The following is a 19539-nucleotide window of genomic DNA, read 5'->3' as shown; positions in this document are numbered from 1 at the left end:
GGGCGGCGTTTTTTTATGATGGGTTGTCATCAGGGTTTGAACAGAGATTCCACCGAGAGGCCCTGAGCGCCGATCAGCTCACGCAGTCGGCGCAGCGCTTCGACCTGGATCTGCCTGACCCGCTCCCGGGTCAGCCCGATTTCACGTCCCACATCTTCCAACGTTGAAGGCTCATAGCCCAGCAGACCAAAGCGGCGGGCCAGCACCTCGCGTTGCTTTGAGTTCAGCTCCCCCAACCAGCGCACTACTGAGCCGTTGATGTCGTCGTCCTGCGCCTGCACTTCCGGGCAAACCCGGTCGTCATCCGCAATCACATCCAGCAAGGCCTTATCCGAGTCACCACCGATCGGGGTGTCCACGGAGCTGATCTTCTCGTTCAGCTTCAGCATGCGGCTGACGTCTTCCACCGGCTTATCGAGCTTCATGGCGATCTCTTCTGCGGTCGGTTCATGGTCCAGCGTATGGGCCAGCTCACGGGCGGTGCGCAGGTAGACATTGAGCTCTTTCACCACATGGATGGGCAGACGAATCGTGCGGGTCTGATTCATGATGGCCCGTTCAATGGTCTGACGGATCCACCAGGTGGCGTAAGTGGAAAAGCGGAAACCGCGCTCGGGGTCGAACTTCTCCACCGCTCGGATCAGGCCAAGATTACCCTCTTCGATCAGATCCAGCAGGGCCAGACCACGATTGTTATAACGGCGGGCGATCTTCACCACCAAACGGAGGTTACTTTCGATCATGCGGTTGCGAGACTTAGCGCAATCGCGCTGAGCCCGGCGGGCGTAATAGACTTCTTCTTCGGCCGTCAGCAAGGGGGAAAACCCAATCTCGCTGAGGTACAGCTGTGTCGCATCCAGGTTTTTTTGCAGATCGTCCTGGACCAGTTGGTCAATGTTAGATGAGGAGCGTTCCTCAGTGTTGTTGGCTTCGACTTCTTCCGGGGTCCCTACAACCTCGGTACGACTTAAATCGACGGCAGCCACATCATCAAAAGCGTTGCTCTTGCGATTCATTGGCTAATCTCCCAATTTGTCCCAAACCTAGTTAACTCTCACAGTTTTCCTCCTTGTTTTGACAACCCAATCCCCTCATTGACGGGGTAAATACCTTTGCGGATCAACGGACTTGCCTTTATAGCGGATCTCAAAGTGCAACATCGGCCTGTCGGCGTCACTGCTGCCCACTTCTGCAATCTTTTGTCCTGCGCTGACCCTTTGTTTTTCTTTCACCAGGATGCGGCTGTTATGGGCGTAGGCACTGAGGTATTCATCGGAGTGTTTGATGATGATCAGCTGTCCGTAACCACGCAACGCGCTCCCCGCATACACAACTCGCCCCTCGGCGGCGCTGATCACCGGAGTCCCGGTGGGTGCCGCAATATCGAGTCCCTTGTTGCCCTGCTCGGTGGCTGAGAATCGGCGAATGACCTTCCCCTTAACCGGCCAACGCCACTGGGCAACGCGGTCCGGCAGTGCCGTGTCGCGTGACGCCGTTACTGAGCCAGTCGTGTTACTGGTTTGTAACGTCGTTGAACCAGCATAACTAGGCTGTGGAGCGGGATCAACCGATTTATTCTCTCGGTTTTCTGTGGATGTTTTAGCAACTTGACCTGTTGAGGCCGCAGCTGGTCTGGGTTTCGCTGGCGCAGGACGCGGTGGAGTAGCTGTTGAAGAATTGTGAGTTCTTGTTGCCGAACCACTCAATTTCAAGGTCTGACCAGGGTGGATCACATAGGGCGATCGCAGCCCATTTCGCTGAGCCAACGTTCGAAAGTCCTGATCGGCGGCCCAAGCAATCGAGTAGAGGGTATCGCCAGCCTTAACCGTATAGTTCTGGCTCTGCAAACTGCCACGGGGGCGTTCGCGGTAGGTCTGCCCGCTGTACAGCGTTTCCACCGGGGCCGGTGGCTGTTGCAACGAGCAACCGGCCAGCAGCAACGCCAGGCTGACACAGCCCAGTTGGCGTAAGGCGGAAAAGGGCCAGCAGCGGGCCAGGCCGAGCATCTACTCGGTCTCTCCCGGTACCAAAGGCACAAAGCGCACCGCTTCCACATCCCGGCTGTGCAGCTGGCCGTCGATCTTGTCGATCACCCGCAGCACCTGGTACTCGCTGCCCACCGGGATCACCAGGCGACCGCCCTCCGCCAGCTGCGCCAACAGCGCCTGCGGCACCTCACTGGCAGCGGCAGTCACCAGAATGCCGCCAAAGGGGGCTTTGCTGGGCCAGCCCTGCCAGCCATCACCGTACTTAAAGGCGATGTTATGAAGGTCAAGTTGCTTAAGCCGGCGACGGGCCTGGATCTGCAGACTTTTGATCCGCTCCACGGTGCACAGCTGAGGCACCAGGCTGGCCAGGATCGCCGCCTGATAACCGGAACCGGTGCCGATCTCCAGCACCGGGCCAGGGCCCAGTCGCTCCAGTAACAACTCCGTCATCCGCGCCACGATATAGGGCTGAGAGATGGTCTGGCCCTGGCCAATCGGCAGCGCCGTATTCTCCCACGCCCGGGGGGCCAGGCCGCCGTCAACAAACAGCTGGCGCGGCACGGCGGCCATCGCGTCCAAAACGTGGGGGTTGCTGATGCCGCCCTCGCGCATCAGGTGCGCCAGTCGGCTGCCGTAGGCGGAAGTGGCCGTAGTCATAGCTGATTAAACCACTGGGTGAGCGGCGCCAGCTGGCTGTGCGCGGTGAGGTCTACGGTCAGGGGCGTCACCGACACGTAACCGTTGGCGACCGCATGGAAGTCGGTGCCGTCACCGGCATCCTGTTCGCCCCCCGGAGGGCCCAACCAGTAGATATCGCGGCCCGCAGGGTCCTGAGTTTTGACCATGCCTTCCGCCTTGTGGCGGGCGCCCAGCCGGGTGACCCGAATGCCCTGGATCTGCTCCAGTGGCAGGTCCGGCACGTTGATGTTGAGGATCTGCTCTGACGGCAGCGGGTTGGCCAGCAGGCCCTGAACGATCTGGGCGGTGATTGCCGCCGCGGTATCGTAGTGCTCCAGCTTGCGCCCCACCAGGGAAACGGCAATGGTGGGCAGCCCCAGGTGACGCCCCTCCATGGCCGCGGCCACGGTACCGGAATAGAGGGTGTCGTCGCCCAGGTTGGCGCCGGCGTTGATGCCGGACACCACCAGATCAGGTTCGCCATCCATCAGTTCACGGATCGCCAGGTGCACGCAGTCGGTTGGCGTGCCATTGACCTGGTAGTAGCCGTTCTCCAGCCGCTGCGCACGCAGCGGGTTGGTCAGGGTCAGGGAGTTCGACGCGCCGGAGCAGTTGCGGTCCGGCGCCACAGTAACGGTTTCGGCGATGGCGGCCAGGGCATCGGTCAGGGCCTTTATGCCCGGGGCGTGCACGCCGTCATCGTTGCTGACTAAGATCTTCATAACCTGCCTATTGTTATTCAATTTCCGACCGCAGCTCAATGGCTTGCGCATCCTGATACCGGGCCAGCTCACGCAAAACGCTGGTGGCAAAGGCGCCGGAGGGCAGGACAAACTCCAGCCACAGCAGGTCATCCTCCCAGTGATGGCGGAACTGCTCCGGTTTCAGCAACAGGCGACGACGGTCAACGTCCACCCGGGCGCCCTTCAGCCCCTCGGTCAACTCGGCAAAGGGCGCCAGCACTTCGGTTTCAAACGCGTTGGCCACGCCCTGGCTGCGCAGGTCTCCGTCGCCCGGCAGCGGCGCCGACAGTTCGATGTCGCCCTGCAGAAGACGCCCCAGGTTTTCCGCATCCCACTGCTCCGCCACAAAGAAGCTGTTGCTGCCGTGCAGCATCACCGCATCACCAGCCAGCGGCGTCACACCGTGCTGGGCCAGTCGGGCAGAGACCACGTGGTTAAACAGGAAACTGCGGGCGGCAGAGAGGTAGATGCTGCGCTTGTTGCGGTCTTTCACCTTGCGACCGGAGAACATCTCGGCGGCGCGGCGCACATTGTTGCCACCGTGGCCAAAACGCTGCTCACCGTAATAGTTCGGCACCCCTTTGCTGACTTCAGCCAGGCGGGCTTCCAGCGCGTCTCGGTCGGTGACGCCACTGAGGGCGATCTTAAAGCGGTTGCCCAGCAGGGCCCCGGTGCGCAGCTTACGGCCATGGCGGTGCGCCGCCAGCAGGGTAATGTATCGATCGTTGAGCTGGGCCCAGTCCGGGTCCACCTTGCCGGGGATACGCACCGACAACCACTGGCGGGTCACGCCGTGGCGGTCTTTCAGGCCGGCCCAACTGACGTCCCGGGCCGGCACATCGGCAAATTTGGCGACGATCTTGGCCAGCTGGTGGGTGGTCAGGTCGCGCTTTTCGATGTGCAGCAGGTGGTGCTCGCCCGCCCCATCGGGGGTGAAAGGCAGCATTTCATCGACCTGGAAGTGCTCAGGTTCGCGGCGGATCCAGGCTTCAGAGCTGGGTTCGCCCAGCAGATAGTGCCATTGCGGCAGGGTGTAATCAGTCATGACAAAGCAGTACCACGGCTTCGGTGGCGATCCCTTCACCCCGTCCGGTAAATCCCAGGCGCTCCGTCGTGGTCGCCTTTACGTTAACTTGAGACAGCTCGACCCCGAGGTCGGCCGCCAGGTTGGCGCGCATCGCGTCGATGTGCGGTGCCATCTTGGGCATCTGGGCGATGATGGTGACGTCCAGATTACCCAGTCGGTAGCCCTGCTCCCGCACCAGGCCATAGCAGTGGCGCAGCAGCACCCGGCTGTCGGCGCCGGAGTAGGCCGGATCGGTATCGGGGAAGTGGCGACCGATGTCGCCCATCGCCACCGCGCCCAACAGCGCATCACTGATGGCGTGCAGCACGACGTCGCCATCGGAGTGGGCCAGCAGGCCCTGTTCAAACGGCACCGAGACGCCGCCGAGAATAAGTGGGCCTTCGCCGCCAAATTTGTGTACGTCGAAACCGTGTCCGATCCGCATCATTGTGCCTCTCTACTGGCTAAATACAGCTGCGCCAGGCGCAGGTCGTCGGGATGGGTGATCTTGATGTTGTCCGGACGCCCGGCCACCAGTGCCGGGTGCCAGCCTTCACGCTCCATGGCGGAGGCTTCATCGGTAATGACCGCTCCGGCCTGCTCCCCCCGCACCAGGGCCTGGTGCAGCGCCTCCGCTGGAAACAGTTGGGGTGTCAGGGCATGCCAAAGCGCTTCCCTTGGCACAGTATGGTCGATGGTGCCATCGGCCCCGGCCCGCTTCATGGTGTCCCGCACCGGGCTGGCCAGGATGGCCCCCTGGTCGCCGGGGAACGCCAGCAGGCGATCAATATCATCGTGGTGCAGGCAGGGCCGGGCCGCATCGTGCACCAGGGCCCAGGCGGCCTTATCCTCAATGGCGGCCAACGCCAGGCGTACCGAGTCGGAGCGCTCGCGGCCGCCGTCCACCCGAATCAGTCTCGGATGGCTGGCCTCTTCCAGGCTGTCGAAATAGCCATCCTCCGGCCCCAGCGCCACAATCACTTGGTGAATACGCGGGTGGCTGAGCAGCACCGACAGGGTGTGGGACAGGATGGTGCGATCATTGAGCAGCAGGTACTGCTTGGGCCGATCGGCGCCCATACGCTTGCCAACGCCGGCGGCAGGCACCACGGCGTAGAGCGGAGCGGATTCATTCAGTGGCATGGGGACTCCAGGGAGCTCAGGATTGAGGCCGGCGGATCACCCGATAGAACTGTTCGTCCTCCCGGATCATGCCCAACTCATGGCGGGCCCGTTCTTCCACCGCATCCAGACCGTGGCGCAGGTCTTCAATCTCCTGCTCCAACACCTGGTTGCGTTCCACCAGGGCAGCATTGCCGTCCAACTGGCGCTGGATCTGCTCCCGCAGGCGCACCACTTCACGCAGGCTGTTTTCACCCGCCCAAAGTCGGTACTGCGTCGCCACCAGTAACAGGGTCAACACCACCAGTAAGATCCGCATCTGTCCCGCCTCAAACCATTCGTCCGAAGATCTTGGCGCAAGCTCCGGAAAAAGAAAAGCAAAAAGCCGCCCGAAGGCGGCTTTTATGGGTGAACTGCGGGACTTAGCCCTGACCGTTCACTTCGGCGCGGCCGCGGTAAGGGGCCTGGCCGCCCAGTTGCTCTTCAATGCGCAGCAACTGGTTGTACTTAGCGACGCGATCAGAGCGGCACAGAGAGCCGGTTTTGATCTGGCCAGCAGCGGTGCCCACCGCCAGGTCGGCGATGGTGGCGTCTTCGGTTTCACCGGAGCGGTGGGAGATCACTGCGGTAAAGCCGGCGTCCTTGGCCATCTTGATGGCGTCCAGGGTTTCGGACAGAGAGCCGATCTGGTTGAACTTGATCAGGATGGCGTTGCCGATGCTGTTCTCGATACCGCGCTTGAGGATCTTGGTGTTGGTCACGAACAGGTCGTCGCCCACCAGCTGGATCTTGTCGCCCAGGATCTGGGTCTGGTAAGCCCAGCCGTCCCAGTCAGACTCGTCCAGGCCATCTTCGATGGAGATGATCGGGTACTGTTCGGTCAGCTCAGCCAGGTAGTCGGAGAAACCGTTGGCGTCGAAGCTCTTGCCTTCGCCAGCCAGCACATACTGGCCGTCTTTGTAGAACTCAGAGGCGGCGCAGTCCAGGGCCAGGGTCACGTCGGTGCCCAGCACGTAACCGGCGGCTTCCACCGCTTCCTTGATCACGGCCAGAGCGTCGGCGTTGGAGGCCAGATTCGGGGCGAAACCACCCTCGTCACCCACGGCGGTGTTCAGGCCCTTGGCGGACAACACTTTCTTCAGCGCGTGGAAGATCTCGGCACCCATGCGCAGCGCTTCGCGGAAGTTCGGCGCGGAAACCGGCTGGATCATGAACTCCTGGATGTCGACGTTGTTGTCGGCGTGCTCACCACCGTTGAGGATGTTCATCATCGGCAGCGGCATGGAGTACACACCCGGAGTGCCATTCAGCTCAGCGATGTGGGCGTACAGCGGCTGGCCTTTGGCGGCAGCAGCGGCTTTGGCGTTGGCCAGGGACACCGCCAGAATGGCGTTGGCACCCAGCTTGTCTTTGTTCTCGGTGCCATCCAGATCGATCATGATCTGGTCAATGGCACGTTGCGCGAGGGCGTCTTGACCGAGCAGGGCGTCAGCGATGGGGCCATTCACGTTGGCAACCGCTTTCAGTACACCCTTGCCCAGGTAGCGGGACTTGTCACCGTCACGCAGCTCCAGGGCTTCGCGGGTACCGGTGGAGGCACCGGACGGGGCACACGCCATGCCGATAAAGCCTCCTTCCAGGTGCACTTCCGCTTCCACGGTGGGGTTACCGCGGGAATCCATCACTTCACGGCCCAGTACCTTGACGATTTTAGCCATCATTAGCTTCCTCAATGTTTTCCAAAAACAGAAAAGCCGGACCTTATGGCCCGGCTTATGGAGTCAGGTTCAGCTTGCGCTCTTGCTGAATTCACCGGCCGCTTTAACGAACCCTTCAAACAGCGGGTGACCGTCACGCGGGGTAGAGGTGAACTCGGGGTGGAACTGCCCAGCCACGAAGAAAGGATGGCTGGGGATCTCGATCATCTCCACCAATTTTTTGTCGGCGGACAGACCGGAGAAGACCAGGCCGGCTTTTTCCAGCGCGTCACGGTAGTTGTTGTTCACTTCGTAACGATGACGGTGGCGCTCAACACAGGTGTCGCTGCCATACAGAGCCTGAGCCTTGGTGCCTTTCACCAGGTGACACAGCTGCGCACCCAGACGCATGGTGCCGCCCAGATCGGAGGTCTCGGAACGCTCTTCCACTTTACCGTCGGCGTCCAGCCACTCGGTGATCAGACCCACTACCGGGTGCTTGGCCTTGGCATCGAACTCAGAGGAGTGCGCGCCTTTGAGGCCGGCAACGTTGCGGGCGTACTCAATCAGAGCCACCTGCATACCCAGGCAGATACCGAAGTACGGCAGGTTGTTTTCGCGGGCGAAGCGGGCGGCCATGATCTTGCCTTCCACACCACGCTCACCGAAGCCACCCGGTACCAGGATACCGTCGATGCCCTGCAGCGCTTCGTCACCCTTGGACTCAACGTCCTGAGAATCGATGTACTTGATGGTCACCTGCAGGCGGTTCTTCAGACCGGCGTGCTTCAGCGCTTCGTTGACGGACTTGTAGGCGTCCGGCAGCTCAACGTACTTGCCGACCATACCGATGGTCACTTCACCGATCGGATTGGCTTCTTCGTAGATCACCTTTTCCCACTCGTTCAGGTCGGCTTCCGGGCAGGACAGGCCAAAACGTTGAACGAACAGATCGTCCACACCCTGAGATTTCAGCAGGGCCGGGATCTTGTAGATGCTGTCCACGTCCTTCATGGACACAACGGCGCGCTCCTGAACGTTACAGAACAGAGCGATCTTACGGCGCTCGTTGGCCGGGATGGCGCGGTCGGAACGACACACCAGTACGTCCGGCTGGATACCGATGGAGAGCAGCTCTTTTACTGAGTGCTGAGTCGGCTTGGTTTTCACTTCACCGGCGGCGGCCAGGTAAGGCACCAGAGTCAGGTGCATGAACATGGCGCGCTCACGGCCCAGTTCAACCGCCAGCTGACGCAGCGCTTCCAGGAACGGCAGGGACTCAATGTCACCCACGGTACCGCCCACTTCGACGATGGCCACGTCGTGACCTTCGGCGCCGGCGATAACGCGCTCTTTAATGGCGTTGGTGATATGCGGAATCACCTGGATGGTGGCACCCAGGTAGTCACCACGGCGCTCTTTACGCAGAACGTCAGAGTAGATACGGCCGGTGGTGAAGTTATTGCGCTTGGTCATCTTGGTGCGGATGAAGCGCTCATAGTGGCCCAGATCCAGGTCGGTCTCGGCACCGTCTTCGGTCACAAACACTTCACCGTGCTGAGTCGGGCTCATGGTGCCCGGATCCACGTTGATGTAGGGATCCAGTTTCATGATGGTGACGTTAAGACCGCGGGCTTCAAGCAGTGCTGCCACAGACGCTGCGGCAATACCTTTACCCAAGGAGGAGACCACCCCGCCCGTAACGAAGATGTAGTTTGTAGTCATGCTGAACCTGAGAAAATTGGGAACTTCGTGCTGCGGCGCAGGAACTGCGGCAACAACCAATAGGACGGGACGACATTATACCAGAGCCCCCCAAATCCAACAACGGTCGGCCGTGCTAATTAACGCTTTTCTGACGCCTTAACTTGCTGCCAGAACGCTTCGAGCTGATCCAGCCCTGCACGGTCTACTGCCAGGCCGGATTCGGCACAACGTGCCTCCACCTGGCGAAAGCGCTTTTCAAACTTGAGGTTAGCTTTACGCAGCGCCTGCTCCGCGTTGACGTTGAGGTGGCGGGCCAGGTTGGTGACGGCAAACAGCAGATCGCCCATCTCCTCCTCCAGGCGCGCCTGATCGAGCACCGCCTGATGCGCCTCTTCCATCACTTCGTCGATCTCCTCGACGATCTTTTCCACCACCGGTCCCAGGCTGTCCCAGTCGAAGCCCACCCGGGCCACCCGCTTCTGCAGCTTGATGCTGCGGGACAGCGCCGGCAGGTTGAGCGGCACATTATCCAGCGCAGAGTGCTGAGCTTTGTCCGCCCGCTCCTGCGCCTTGCCCTGCTCCCAGTTGGCCTTGATGGTGGCCTCATCCGCCTGCAGACCGGCAAACACATGAGGATGGCGCTGCACCAGTTTGTTGTTGAGGCGATTCACCACCTCAACAAAATCAAACTGGCCCGCCTCCTCCGCGATGCGGGCGTAGAACACCACCTGGAACAGCAGGTCACCCAGCTCACCGGGCAGCTCGTCCAGATCGTTGCGCTCGATGGCGTCCGCCACCTCGTAAGCTTCCTCCAGCGTGTGGGGTACGATGGTGGCCAGGGTTTGTTTGCGGTCCCAGGGGCAGCCATGCTCGGGGTGGCGCAGCGCCGCCATGATCGCCAGCAGACGTTCGATCGGTGCGTCAGGCAATGAATGGCTCACAGTCGTTTCGCCTCGATCACGCCGGGCAGTTGGCTCAGGCGACTGAGAATGCGGCTCAACGACTCCATGTTGTACAGCTCCATGCGCAGATCAATGGCCGCGGTTTGCTGCTTGGTGTCAGAGTGGCTGCGCATCTCCAGCACATTGCTCTTTTCGTTGGCCAACAATGTGGTGATGTCCCGCAGCAGGCCGGAACGGTCATTGGCCACCACGCGCAGGCTGACGCTGTGGCCGCCGCTGTAGTTTTCGCCCCACACCACTTCGACGCCCCGCTCGGGGTGGCGTTCCAGCAGGGTGGCCAGCTGGTCACAGGACTCCCGGTGCACCGACACGCCACGCCCCTGGGTAATAAAGCCGTAGATGCTGTCGCCGGGCAGCGGTTCACAGCACTTGGCCATATGGGTCATCAGGTTACCAACGCCATTCACCTCGATATGGCCCTGGCTGCGGGGCCGGTGCGCCGGTTTGGCGATCAGGTCTTCCAGCGCCTGCTCTTCATCGAAAGTTTCACGCTGCAGGCGGCTCTGCAGGTGGTTCACCACCTGATTCAGGCGCACGTCACCACCGCCGATGGCCGCCAACAGGTCGTCCAGGCTGTGCATATTAAAGCGTTCGATGGCGCTGTCGGTGTCAGCCAGCGAGAGGCCCACCTTGGTCAGCTCCGCTTCCAGCATGTCGCGGCCGGCGACCAGGTTCTTGTCTTTGTCCTGCTGCTTAAACCAGCTTTGGATCTTGCCACGGGCGCGGCTGGTCTTGATGTAGCCCAGGTTGGGGTTCAGCCAGTCCCGCTTCGGATTGGGCTGTTTGGCGGTGATGATCTCAACCCGCTGGCCGGTTTCCACCGTGGTGGTAAAGGGCACAATGCGGCCGTCGATCTTGGCACCGATGCACTTGTGGCCCACTTGCGAATGGATGTAGTAGGCAAAGTCGAGCACGGTGGAACCGGCGGGCAGGTCCACCACCTCGCCTTTGGGGGTAAAGACGTAAACCCGGTCTTCGAACACCTGGGCGCGGATCTCCTCCACCAGGTTGCCCGCTTCCACCACGTCTTCCTGCCACGCCAGGATCTTGCGCAGCCAGTTGATCTTCTCTTCGAAGCCCCCCTGCTTACCGCCGGTACCCTCTTTGTACTTCCAGTGCGCGGCCACGCCCAGCTCGGCGTCTTCGTGCATCTCGCGGGTGCGGATCTGGATCTCGACGGTTTTGCCCTGCGGCCCCATCACCACGGTGTGGATAGACTGGTAGCCATTGGGTTTGGGGGTGGCGATGTAGTCGTCAAACTCGTTAGGCAGGTGGCGCCAGTGGGTGTGCACCACCCCCAGCGCGCCGTAGCAGTCCTGCAGACGCTCGGCAATGATGCGCACGGCGCGCACGTCGAACAGCTCGTCAAAGGCGAGGTTCTTCTTCTGCATCTTTCGCCAGATGCTGTAGATGTGCTTGGGACGGCCATACACTTCGGCCCGGATCCCCTCTTCATCGAGAGAGGCCTGCAGGCCGGAAACAAACTCGTCGATGTACTGCTCACGGTCGAGGCGCTTGCCGTCGAGCCAGTGGGCAATCTCCATGTAGGTGTCCGGGTGCAGGTAGCGGAACGCCAGATCTTCCAGCTCCCATTTGAGCTGACCGATGCCGAGGCGGTTAGCCAGGGGCGCGTGCACATCCCGCACTTCGCGGGCCAGCACCACCCGGGTCTCCTCGTCGGCTTTTTTCACCTCGCGCAGCAGCACCACCGCTTCCGCCAGCTTGATCACCACGGCGCGGACGTCCTCCACCATGGCCAGCAGCATCTTGCGCAGATTCTCAATCTGGCTGACCCCGGGCGCGCTTTGCTGGCGCAAGGTGCGGATGGCGTCCATCACCACCACAGATTGCACCAGTGTGCTCATGGCGGTGCCCTGGGTCTCCTCCAGCGTTTCAGCACTGAGCAGGCCCGCATCCAGCATCACATAGAGCAGGCTGGCCTTGAGGGTATCCAGGTCCATATTGAGCGGCAGCAGGATCTCAATGATCTCCCGTGCCCGCATCAGTCGCGCTTCCTTGAGCGCCGCGTCATCACATGGCAGAGCCTCGCATTCGCGATAGCAGGCGGTCAGAACTTGCTGCTGCTGATGAGTCAGCCCCAGACCATCGAGCCACTGAACCAATGCCTGGGGTGAATCCCCAAAGTGAATTTGACGAACCGATACCATGGTGTGCGTTCCCCTCCTTGCGCAACCAACTACTTAGGATGTTTGTTGTTGCCCGGCTCAAACAGAGCCATCGACTCAAGGTGATGAGTATGCGGGAACATGTCCACCAGACCAAGCCTTGACAGACGATACCCCTGCTGGGCGAGCACTTTGCCATCGCGCCCCAGGCTGGCCGGGTTGCAGGCCACGTAGAGAATGCGGCTGGGGCGCAGCTTAGCCAGCCACTCCATCACCCCGGGGGCGCCGGCGCGGGCCGGGTCCAGCAGGACCCAATCCACATCTTTCAGCCATTGCGCCTTGGGCGCTTCACCATTGAGATCCGCGTACTCAAAACGCAGCTGTTCCAGGCCCAGTTCAGCGGCACGGGCACGGGCGCGCTCCACCATGGCGGGTACCCCTTCGACACCGATGATCTCGGCGCTCTGCCCCGCCAGCGCCAGAGTGAAGTTGCCGCCGCCGCAAAACAGGTCCAGCCCCTTCTCGCCGGGCTGTGGCTGCAGCCACTCGATGGCCTGGCTGATCATCGCCTGGTTGACCACTCCGTTGACCTGGAAGAAATCCCCGGGCAGAAAAGCCGGCTGCGGACGCCCTTCACCAATGTCGTAGTGCAGCGGCGCCACCGCCTGACCGGACAGGTCAGTCAACGCATCGCCCTGGATCAGCATCTGCACACCACGGCTCTGGCCGAACGCCGCCAACGCCTCCCGCTCCTCCTCGCGAAGCGGGCGCAGCAGGCGCACCACCACCACCGGCCCTTCACTGGCCAGCATCAGATCGAGGTGGCCAACATGCCGGGCCAGCTTCAGCGGCGCCAACAGCTGCTGCAGCGGCGTGATCAATTCACTCAAAGGTTCCGCCAGCACCGGGCAGTGATCGATGGCGGTCAGGCGGTTGCTGCCCTCCTGGCGGAAGCCCAGTACCAATTCACCGGCGTCATAACGGCACCCCAAACGGGCCCGGCGGCGGTAGTGCCAATCGGGGCCCAGCAGCGGTTCCGCCCACTGTTCCGGCGTCAGGCCGGACAGTTTACTCACCACCTGCGCCAGCGCCTGCTGCTTTAAGTCACGCTGCAATCCGGTCGGGGCAAACTGCAACTGGCAGCCGCCACAGCGGGCAAAGTGGGGGCACGGCGGGGCGATACGCTGGGGGTGATCCGAGGTGCGCTTCAGCACTTTGGCACGGGCAAAACGGGCTTTATTCTCGACCAGTTGCACCTGGGCGGATTCACCAGGCAGCAGCCCGGGGACAAAGACCACTTTGCCCTGATGCTCCGCCACCGCCTGGCCCTGATGGTCCAGCGCCGTGGGGGTCAGCGAAATTTTTTGGGACAAGTGCTTTGTTTTGTTGGACTTTGCGGAATAAAACTGTGCCATGGAAAGCGTCAATGTTTACAATAGTGGGATCGAGCGTAGCCCGACTAACGGATAAGGGGAGCATTGTCCCATAGATGAAAACGGTGACCAAATACAGTCTGCGCACCTGGGTACTGGTGCTGGCTTTGGCGCCGACCATGCTGGTGGGCCTGCTGCTGGGCGGCTACTTCACCTCCAGTCGATTCTCCGAACTGGAACAGACCCTGCTGCGTCAGGGCACCAACATCATCGAGCCCCTGGCCATCGCCAGCGAGTACGGGCTGCTGATGAACAATCGGGAATACACCAAACGCCTGATTGACCTTACCCATCGTCAGAACTCCGGTCTGGTTCAGTCCATTGCCGTGTTCGACAATCAAAACCAGATTTTCGTCAGCAGTAAGTATCATCGGGATTTCGAACTGATCAAGCTGCCGGAGAACCGCGACCTCAACCGGGGCACCCAGGTCGAGCACTTCGGTGACACTCTGGTACTGCGCACCCCGGTGATGAGTGAAAGCACCGCCTCCGCGCTGGGCAATAACCGCCTGACCCAACTGGGCTACATCGCCCTGCAGCTGAACAAGCATGAAGCCCTGCTGGAGCAATACCGGGCAGCGGTCGCCGCCTTTATCATCGTGCTTATCGGGGTGCAGCTGAACCTGCTGTTCACCTTCCGCCTGCTGAAAAACGTCACCGAGATGGTGCGGGCGGTGGCCAAGATCCGCGAAGGCAAACTGGATACCCGACTGCAGGGCGACCTGATTGGCGAGCTGGACCACCTCAAGCGCGGCATCAACGCCATGGCCGCCTCGTTGTCGGAGTACCACAACGAGATGCAGCAGAACATCGACCAGGCCACCTCCGACCTGCGGGAAACGCTGGAGCAGATTGAGATCCAGAACGTCGAACTGGATATCGCCAAGAAGCGCGCCCTGGAAGCCAGCCGCATCAAGTCCGAGTTCCTGGCCAACATGAGTCACGAGCTGCGCACCCCGCTGAACGGCGTGATCGGCTTTACCCGCCAGCTGCTGAAAACCCCGCTGCACGACAACCAGAAAGATTACCTGCGCACCATCGAGCGCAGCGCCTCCAACCTGCTGTCGATCATCAACGACATCCTCGACTTCTCCAAACTGGAGGCGGGTAAGATGGTGCTGGATAACGTGCCCTTTGCCCTGCGGGATTCGCTGGATGAAACCCTCACCCTGCTGTCCGGTTCCGCCTACGACAAAGGGCTGGAGATGGTGGTGGAGATCGACGAGCGGGTGCCGGACAGCCTCTGTGGCGACGTCATGCGCATCCAGCAGGTGATCACCAATCTGATGGGCAACGCCATCAAGTTTACCGACAAAGGCAGTGTCCGACTGAGTCTCGACCTGGCGGATGAAAGTGCCGAGCGCGTGCTGCTGCGGGCCGAAGTGTCCGACACCGGCATCGGCATCGCCGAGGAGCAGCAACCGATGCTGTTCCAGGCCTTTGGCCAGGCCGACAGCTCCGTCAGCCGCCGCTTTGGCGGCACCGGTCTGGGGCTGGTGATCACCAAGCGCCTGGTCAACCAGATGGAGGGCCAGATCGGCTTTACCTCCCATCAGAACCAGGGCTCCACCTTCTGGTTTACCCTCAGCATTGAAAAGAGCGGTTTCTCCATCAGCGACCCACTGGCCAAGGCACCGATTCAGGGCGCGCGCGTGGTGGTGCTGGAGTCCCGCCGACTCAGCCGCAACGCTCTGGTACGCCAGTTTGAACAATGGCACATGCTGCCGAGCGCCACCGGCACCCTGCTGGCCCTGTCCGATACCCTGGTGGCCAATCCGCCGGTGGACTACACGGTGATCGCCACCGCCAGCGTCCCCAGTTACGATGCCCTGGCTGCCATCCTCCCCACCCTGGAAGCCAAGGGCGGCCAACTGTTGCTGCTGTGCGAAGGCGAGCCGGTGAGCTGGGCCCGCCAGATGGCCGATCAAGAGAAAGCTCGTCTGGTGGCGATGCCGATGAGCCAGCGTCGCCTCTACAGCAGCCTCTGCCTGGAGGAACTGGCCCCGGCACCGATGCCGGAGCCTGCGCCCCCCGTCACCCCACAGCACCCGCTCAAGGTACTGGCGGTGGACGATAACCCGGCCAACCTGAAGCTGATTGCCACCCTGCTGCGTGAGCTGGTGGCCGAGGTGGACACCGCCACCGGGGGCCAATCCGCCATCGAGCTGTGCCGCCAACACCGCTACGACGCTGTCTTTATGGACATCCAGATGCCGGACATCGACGGTCTGATGGCCACCCAGGCGATCCGGATGGACTCCCGCAGCCGCCACAGCCCGGTGATTGCGGTTACGGCCCACGCCATGGGCGATGAGCGGGAGAAGATCCTGGCCTCCGGCATGGACGACTACCTCACCAAGCCGATCGACGAAGCCGACCTGCGCCAGGTGCTGATGCGCTGGGTCCGCTCGCCCAAGCAGGGGGATTCGGTGGTGGACTGGTCACTGGCGCTGACCCAGGCTGGCGGCAATGCCGACCTGGCCCGGGAGATGCTGGCGATGTTGGTGGACAGCATCCCCGCCACCCGCGACCAGCTGGATGAAGCCCAATCAGACAACGAACTGGTTCGAACCATTCATAAACTGCACGGTGCCACCTGCTATTCTGGGGTGCCGGCACTGCAAAAACTTTGTGCCCAGCTGGAGGCCGCCCTGAAGCAGGGCAACTCCGCCGAATCCCTGCAACCCGAACTGCTGGAGTTGCGGGATGAGCTGGATAAAGTAGAATCCGCCGCCAAAGCGATATTGGCGGCCTGACGGACACACACATGACTGCAAAACAAGGCTTCTTCAGCCGAATCAAAGCCCTCGACCTGTGGCAGAAAACCCTGTTTGCCACTGCGCTGGCCGAGCGTATGCTGCCCAACTACCTGCTGTTTGCTGAACTGACCGAAGCCGAGGAGGCCGACAAGGTGGTCACTCAGCTCGATATGCTGTGGCAGTCTTTGTACAGCAAGGATATCCGGCTGAACTACGAACGCATGCTCAACCAGCTGGAAGAGCGCATGCCGGACCCGCAGGTGCACGAGTTCTATGGCGTTTACCCCGCCTCCGATGCCCTGATGGCGATCAGCACCATCCTTACCGCCCTGCAACAGAAAGTGGAAGCGGATCTGGTGAACATCTCCAAGCTCTCCAGCAGCACCGTGGCGGCCTTTATTGAGGCCACCGAACAGCCGGAGTTCGAGGACGACGACGCCCTCGACGAGTTTGTCTTCTCCCACCCGCTGATGCAGGAGGAGCGCGGCCTTCAGTCCGAGCTTCTGACTCTGGTGGAAACCCTGAGCCGCAAAGACGTCGACGCCATTAAGGGTCTGCGTAAAGAGCTGCGCGAAGAGGGTGTCTCCAACATCGGCGTCTCCCTGAGCGAGGAGTAAACCCGGGTGAACCGCAAAAAGAAGGTCAAGCAGACGCTGCTGAAACAGGCGAAGAAGGCGCGGGCCAAAAAGGCCACCAACCCAAACAAGCCACGTTACATCTCCAAGGCCGAACGGGCCGAGCAGGAGGCACAGGCGCAAGCCAACGTGGAGAGCACTCCGCCTGAGACCGACTCAGAGCAATAAAAAAGGCCGCCCGATGGGCGGCCTTTTTCGTCTGAGGTGGCAGGCGCTTACAGCAGCGCTGCCGCCAACTGCACCACGCCAAGGGCAAACACCCCGGCCAGCACATCATCAATCATGATCCCCAGACCACCATGGACATGCTTGTCCAGCAGGCGGATGGGCCAGGGCTTGAGGATGTCGAAGAAGCGGAACGCCACAAACGCGCCCACCATCCAGGGCCAGCCGGCAGGCAGCATCGCCATGGTGATCAACATCCCCACCACTTCGTCCCAGACAATGGCAGGGTGGTCGTGGGTGTTCATATCCTCTGCGGTTTTGCCGCACAGGTAGATCCCCACAACCCCCATCACCGCAGTGATGCCCAGGTAGAGTGGCAGACTGAGGTCGGCCATCAGAAAGTAAAACGGCAGGGCCGCCAGCGTTCCCCAGGTTCCCGGCGCTTTACGGGCCAGGCCAAGGCCAAACCCCACCGCCAGGAAGTGAACCGGGTTAGCCAGTCGCAAACCGGGTAAACGCTCGGCTACGCGGCTCATTCTGACTCCTTAAAGTGATCGTATCCCGACAGGGTCAGCTCAACCGGCTCACCCGCGTTCTGGTAACGAATCGCCTCACCGGCCACGATCTGGCCGATGCAGGTGTGATTGATGCCGGTTTCCGCCAGCGCAGTCGCCAGCGCGCCCTTCTCCGCCTCAGGGACGGTGAACAACAACTCGTAATCCTCGCCGCCAGCCAGGGCCAGCTCCAGCGCCTGCTCCGGCGTCACCACCGACTTCAGCACCGCAGACATCGGCAGTTGGCTCAGCTCCACCTGGGCACCCACGCCGGAGGCCTTAAGGATGTGGCCCAGATCGGACGCCAGTCCGTCGGACAGATCCATGGCACTGGAGGCGTGGTGGCGCAGGGCGCGCCCGGCCAACAGCCGAGGCCGGGGCCGCAGGTGACGCTCAGTCAGGTAATCACGGGACTCGTCGTCGGCCTCCAACTGCCCCAACAGGCAGCGCAGACCGGCGGCGCTGTCACCGAGGTTACCGGTGACGTAGATCCAGTCGCCAATCCGCGCCCCGCTGCGCAACAGGGCTTTGCCCTGGGGCAGATGGCCGTGGACGGTCACGGTCAGGCTCAGCGGACCACGGGTGGTATCTCCACCCACCAGCGCCACGCCGTAGTACTGGCAGATCTCGTGCAACCCATCGGAGAAGCGCTCCAGCCAGGCCGGATCTTCCCCGGGCAGCGTGATCGCCAGGGTCATCCAGGCGGGCTCAGCGCCCATCGCAGCCAGATCACTGAGGTTCACCGCCACCGCTTTGTGGGCCAAGTCCGCCGGATCAATCTCCGGCAGGAAGTGGGTACCACACACCAGGGTGTCGGTGGAGATCACCAGTTCACTGTTGGGGGGCAAAGCGAGGAGTGCGCCATCATCACCGATCCCTTTCAGCACATCCTTTCGGTGTACCGGGCGGTCGAAGTAGCGCTTGATGACATCAAATTCGGAACCCATAAAACGCGACACGGCCACCTGATGTGGCCGCGCTCCCTGTCTTCCTATCCGCTTAACGTCGGAGGGAAATGGCCAACTTGTCCAAAACCCCGTTGACGAACTTGTGGCTCTCTTCCGCGCCAAAAGCCTTCGCCAGCTCAATGGCTTCGTTGATCACCACTTTGTAGGGGACATCGTCCCGGTGCAGCAGTTCAAAAGCCGCCAGGCGCAGAATGGCCAGCTCAAGCTGATCCACCTCTTCCACCAGGCGAGCCAGGTTGGGTTTCAGCCGGGCATCCAGGTTGGATGACTGGGAAACCACACCGACCAGCAGCTCACGGAAGTAGCCCAGATCGGCCCCTTTGGTGTCCTGCTCGGTGAGGAACTCATGCTCAATATCGGCAACAGCATTGCCGCTCATTTGCCAGGAATAGATGGCCTGCACCGCCAAACGGCGGGCCTTACGACGCTCGGAAGGCTTCACAAATTTCTCCGGCCTTAGGCCAGTTGATTAAGGACGTTAACCATCTCCAGCGCGCCCAGTGCGGCTTCGCCGCCCTTGTTACCAGCTTTGGTGCCAGCGCGCTCGATGGCTTGCTCAATGGTGTCGGTGGTCAGTACCCCGAAGGAGACCGGAGTATCAAACTCCAGCATCACCTGGGCCAGTCCTTTGTTGCACTCACCGGCAACGAAGTCGAAGTGCGGAGTGCCACCGCGGATCACGGCGCCCAGGGCGATGATGGCATCGAACTCCCCTTTGGCGGCAACGCGGCGGGCAGCCAGCGGCAGTTCAAACGCACCCGGTACCCGAACAACAGTGATGTCTTCTTCGTTTACCTGACCAAACCGCTTGAGGGTATCGATCGCGCCTTCCAGCAGGCTGTCAACGATAAAGCTGTTAAAACGGGAAACCACAATAGCGATCTTAGCGCCTTTGGCTTCGATGTTGCCTTCGATTACCTTCATCTTCATTTCCGT

Annotated in this window: 20 protein-coding genes; 3 read left to right on the top strand and 17 right to left on the bottom strand. The window is 61.4% G+C overall.

The window, feature by feature from the left end; all coding sequences use genetic code 11:
* Positions 1-29 precede the first annotated feature (29 nt).
* The 13 genes from rpoS to rlmD all read right to left on the bottom strand — a co-directional run bounded on the left by rpoS (position 30) and on the right by rlmD (position 13504).
* Positions 30-1016: an RNA polymerase sigma factor RpoS gene (rpoS, locus tag FBAL_RS04405; RefSeq protein ID WP_013344368.1), complete on the bottom strand. Its 987-nt coding sequence runs from the start codon at positions 1014-1016 to the stop codon at positions 30-32.
* A 75-nt stretch (positions 1017-1091) separates the two neighbouring features.
* On the bottom strand, positions 1092-2006 hold the full coding sequence (locus FBAL_RS04400) for a peptidoglycan DD-metalloendopeptidase family protein (RefSeq protein WP_013344367.1): 915 nt from the start codon (positions 2004-2006) through the stop codon (positions 1092-1094).
* Entirely contained in the window at positions 2007-2645 is a 639-nt protein-coding gene (locus tag FBAL_RS04395) for a protein-L-isoaspartate(D-aspartate) O-methyltransferase (RefSeq protein WP_013344366.1), read from the bottom strand.
* A complete protein-coding gene (gene surE / locus FBAL_RS04390; protein ID WP_013344365.1) occupies positions 2642-3388 on the bottom strand; it encodes a 5'/3'-nucleotidase SurE in 747 nt (248 codons plus the stop codon). The genes FBAL_RS04395 and surE overlap by 4 nt, the downstream gene beginning before the upstream one ends.
* Positions 3389-3401: 13 nt before the next feature.
* Positions 3402-4454 carry a tRNA pseudouridine(13) synthase TruD gene (gene truD / locus FBAL_RS04385; RefSeq protein WP_013344364.1) on the bottom strand — a complete coding sequence of 351 codons (1053 nt, stop codon included), beginning with the start codon at positions 4452-4454 and terminating at the stop codon, positions 3402-3404.
* Positions 4447-4920 (bottom strand): 2-C-methyl-D-erythritol 2,4-cyclodiphosphate synthase, encoded by a 474-nt coding sequence (gene ispF / locus FBAL_RS04380; RefSeq protein ID WP_013344363.1) that lies wholly within the window; start codon positions 4918-4920, stop codon positions 4447-4449. The genes truD and ispF overlap by 8 nt, the downstream gene beginning before the upstream one ends.
* Positions 4920-5618: a 2-C-methyl-D-erythritol 4-phosphate cytidylyltransferase gene (gene ispD, locus FBAL_RS04375; protein WP_013344362.1), complete on the bottom strand. Its 699-nt coding sequence runs from the start codon at positions 5616-5618 to the stop codon at positions 4920-4922. Before ispD ends, ispF begins: the two co-directional genes overlap by 1 nt.
* A 16-nt stretch (positions 5619-5634) precedes the next feature.
* Entirely contained in the window at positions 5635-5916 is a 282-nt protein-coding gene (gene ftsB, locus FBAL_RS04370) for a cell division protein FtsB (protein WP_013344361.1), read from the bottom strand.
* A gap of 103 nt (positions 5917-6019) precedes the next feature.
* The gene (eno, locus tag FBAL_RS04365; RefSeq protein ID WP_041251509.1) at positions 6020-7315 is read right to left on the bottom strand and encodes a phosphopyruvate hydratase; all 1296 of its coding nucleotides are present in this window, start codon (positions 7313-7315) and stop codon (positions 6020-6022) included.
* Positions 7316-7384: 69 nt separating this feature from the next.
* Positions 7385-9019, bottom strand: a complete 1635-nt coding sequence (locus FBAL_RS04360) for a CTP synthase (RefSeq protein ID WP_013344359.1) — start codon at positions 9017-9019, stop codon at positions 7385-7387.
* Positions 9020-9138: 119 nt separating this feature from the next.
* Positions 9139-9930 carry a nucleoside triphosphate pyrophosphohydrolase gene (mazG, locus tag FBAL_RS04355; protein WP_216086803.1) on the bottom strand — a complete coding sequence of 264 codons (792 nt, stop codon included), beginning with the start codon at positions 9928-9930 and terminating at the stop codon, positions 9139-9141.
* An 8-nt stretch (positions 9931-9938) separates the two neighbouring features.
* Positions 9939-12131, bottom strand: coding sequence for a GTP diphosphokinase (gene relA / locus FBAL_RS04350; RefSeq protein WP_013344357.1), 2193 nt, complete (start codon positions 12129-12131; stop codon positions 9939-9941).
* 29 nt (positions 12132-12160) lie between these two features.
* Positions 12161-13504 (bottom strand): 23S rRNA (uracil(1939)-C(5))-methyltransferase RlmD, encoded by a 1344-nt coding sequence (gene rlmD, locus FBAL_RS04345; protein ID WP_013344356.1) that lies wholly within the window; start codon positions 13502-13504, stop codon positions 12161-12163.
* 74 nt (positions 13505-13578) lie between these two features.
* On the opposite strand from rlmD, the gene barA reads away from it, so the two are divergent.
* The 3 genes from barA to FBAL_RS04330 are packed head-to-tail and all read left to right on the top strand — an operon-like array spanning position 13579 to position 17084.
* The gene (gene barA / locus FBAL_RS04340) at positions 13579-16278 is read left to right on the top strand and encodes a two-component sensor histidine kinase BarA (protein ID WP_013344355.1); all 2700 of its coding nucleotides are present in this window, start codon (positions 13579-13581) and stop codon (positions 16276-16278) included.
* Positions 16279-16289: 11 nt separating this feature from the next.
* A complete protein-coding gene (locus FBAL_RS04335) occupies positions 16290-16898 on the top strand; it encodes a YjaG family protein (protein WP_013344354.1) in 609 nt (202 codons plus the stop codon).
* A gap of 6 nt (positions 16899-16904) precedes the next feature.
* Positions 16905-17084: a DUF2986 domain-containing protein gene (locus FBAL_RS04330; RefSeq protein WP_013344353.1), complete on the top strand. Its 180-nt coding sequence runs from the start codon at positions 16905-16907 to the stop codon at positions 17082-17084.
* Positions 17085-17131: 47 nt separating this feature from the next.
* Here FBAL_RS04330 and FBAL_RS04325 read toward each other — a convergent pair whose 3' ends face one another.
* From FBAL_RS04325 to ribH, 4 genes are read right to left on the bottom strand one after another with little or no spacing between them, the layout of a single operon-like run.
* Positions 17132-17617, bottom strand: coding sequence for a phosphatidylglycerophosphatase A family protein (locus tag FBAL_RS04325; RefSeq protein ID WP_013344352.1), 486 nt, complete (start codon positions 17615-17617; stop codon positions 17132-17134).
* Positions 17614-18582, bottom strand: a complete 969-nt coding sequence (gene thiL, locus FBAL_RS04320; protein WP_013344351.1) for a thiamine-phosphate kinase — start codon at positions 18580-18582, stop codon at positions 17614-17616. The genes FBAL_RS04325 and thiL overlap by 4 nt, the downstream gene beginning before the upstream one ends.
* Before the next feature lie 52 nt (positions 18583-18634).
* Positions 18635-19045 (bottom strand): transcription antitermination factor NusB, encoded by a 411-nt coding sequence (nusB, locus tag FBAL_RS04315; RefSeq protein WP_013344350.1) that lies wholly within the window; start codon positions 19043-19045, stop codon positions 18635-18637.
* A gap of 14 nt (positions 19046-19059) precedes the next feature.
* On the bottom strand, positions 19060-19527 hold the full coding sequence (ribH, locus tag FBAL_RS04310; RefSeq protein WP_013344349.1) for a 6,7-dimethyl-8-ribityllumazine synthase: 468 nt from the start codon (positions 19525-19527) through the stop codon (positions 19060-19062).
* Positions 19528-19539 lie beyond the last annotated feature (12 nt).

It is taken from the genome of Ferrimonas balearica DSM 9799, assembly GCF_000148645.1.
In the GTDB taxonomy this organism is placed as follows: domain Bacteria; phylum Pseudomonadota; class Gammaproteobacteria; order Enterobacterales; family Shewanellaceae; genus Ferrimonas; species Ferrimonas balearica.
Note: the sequence above shows the minus strand (reverse complement) of the source record. Positions and strands in the feature narration are given on the sequence as shown.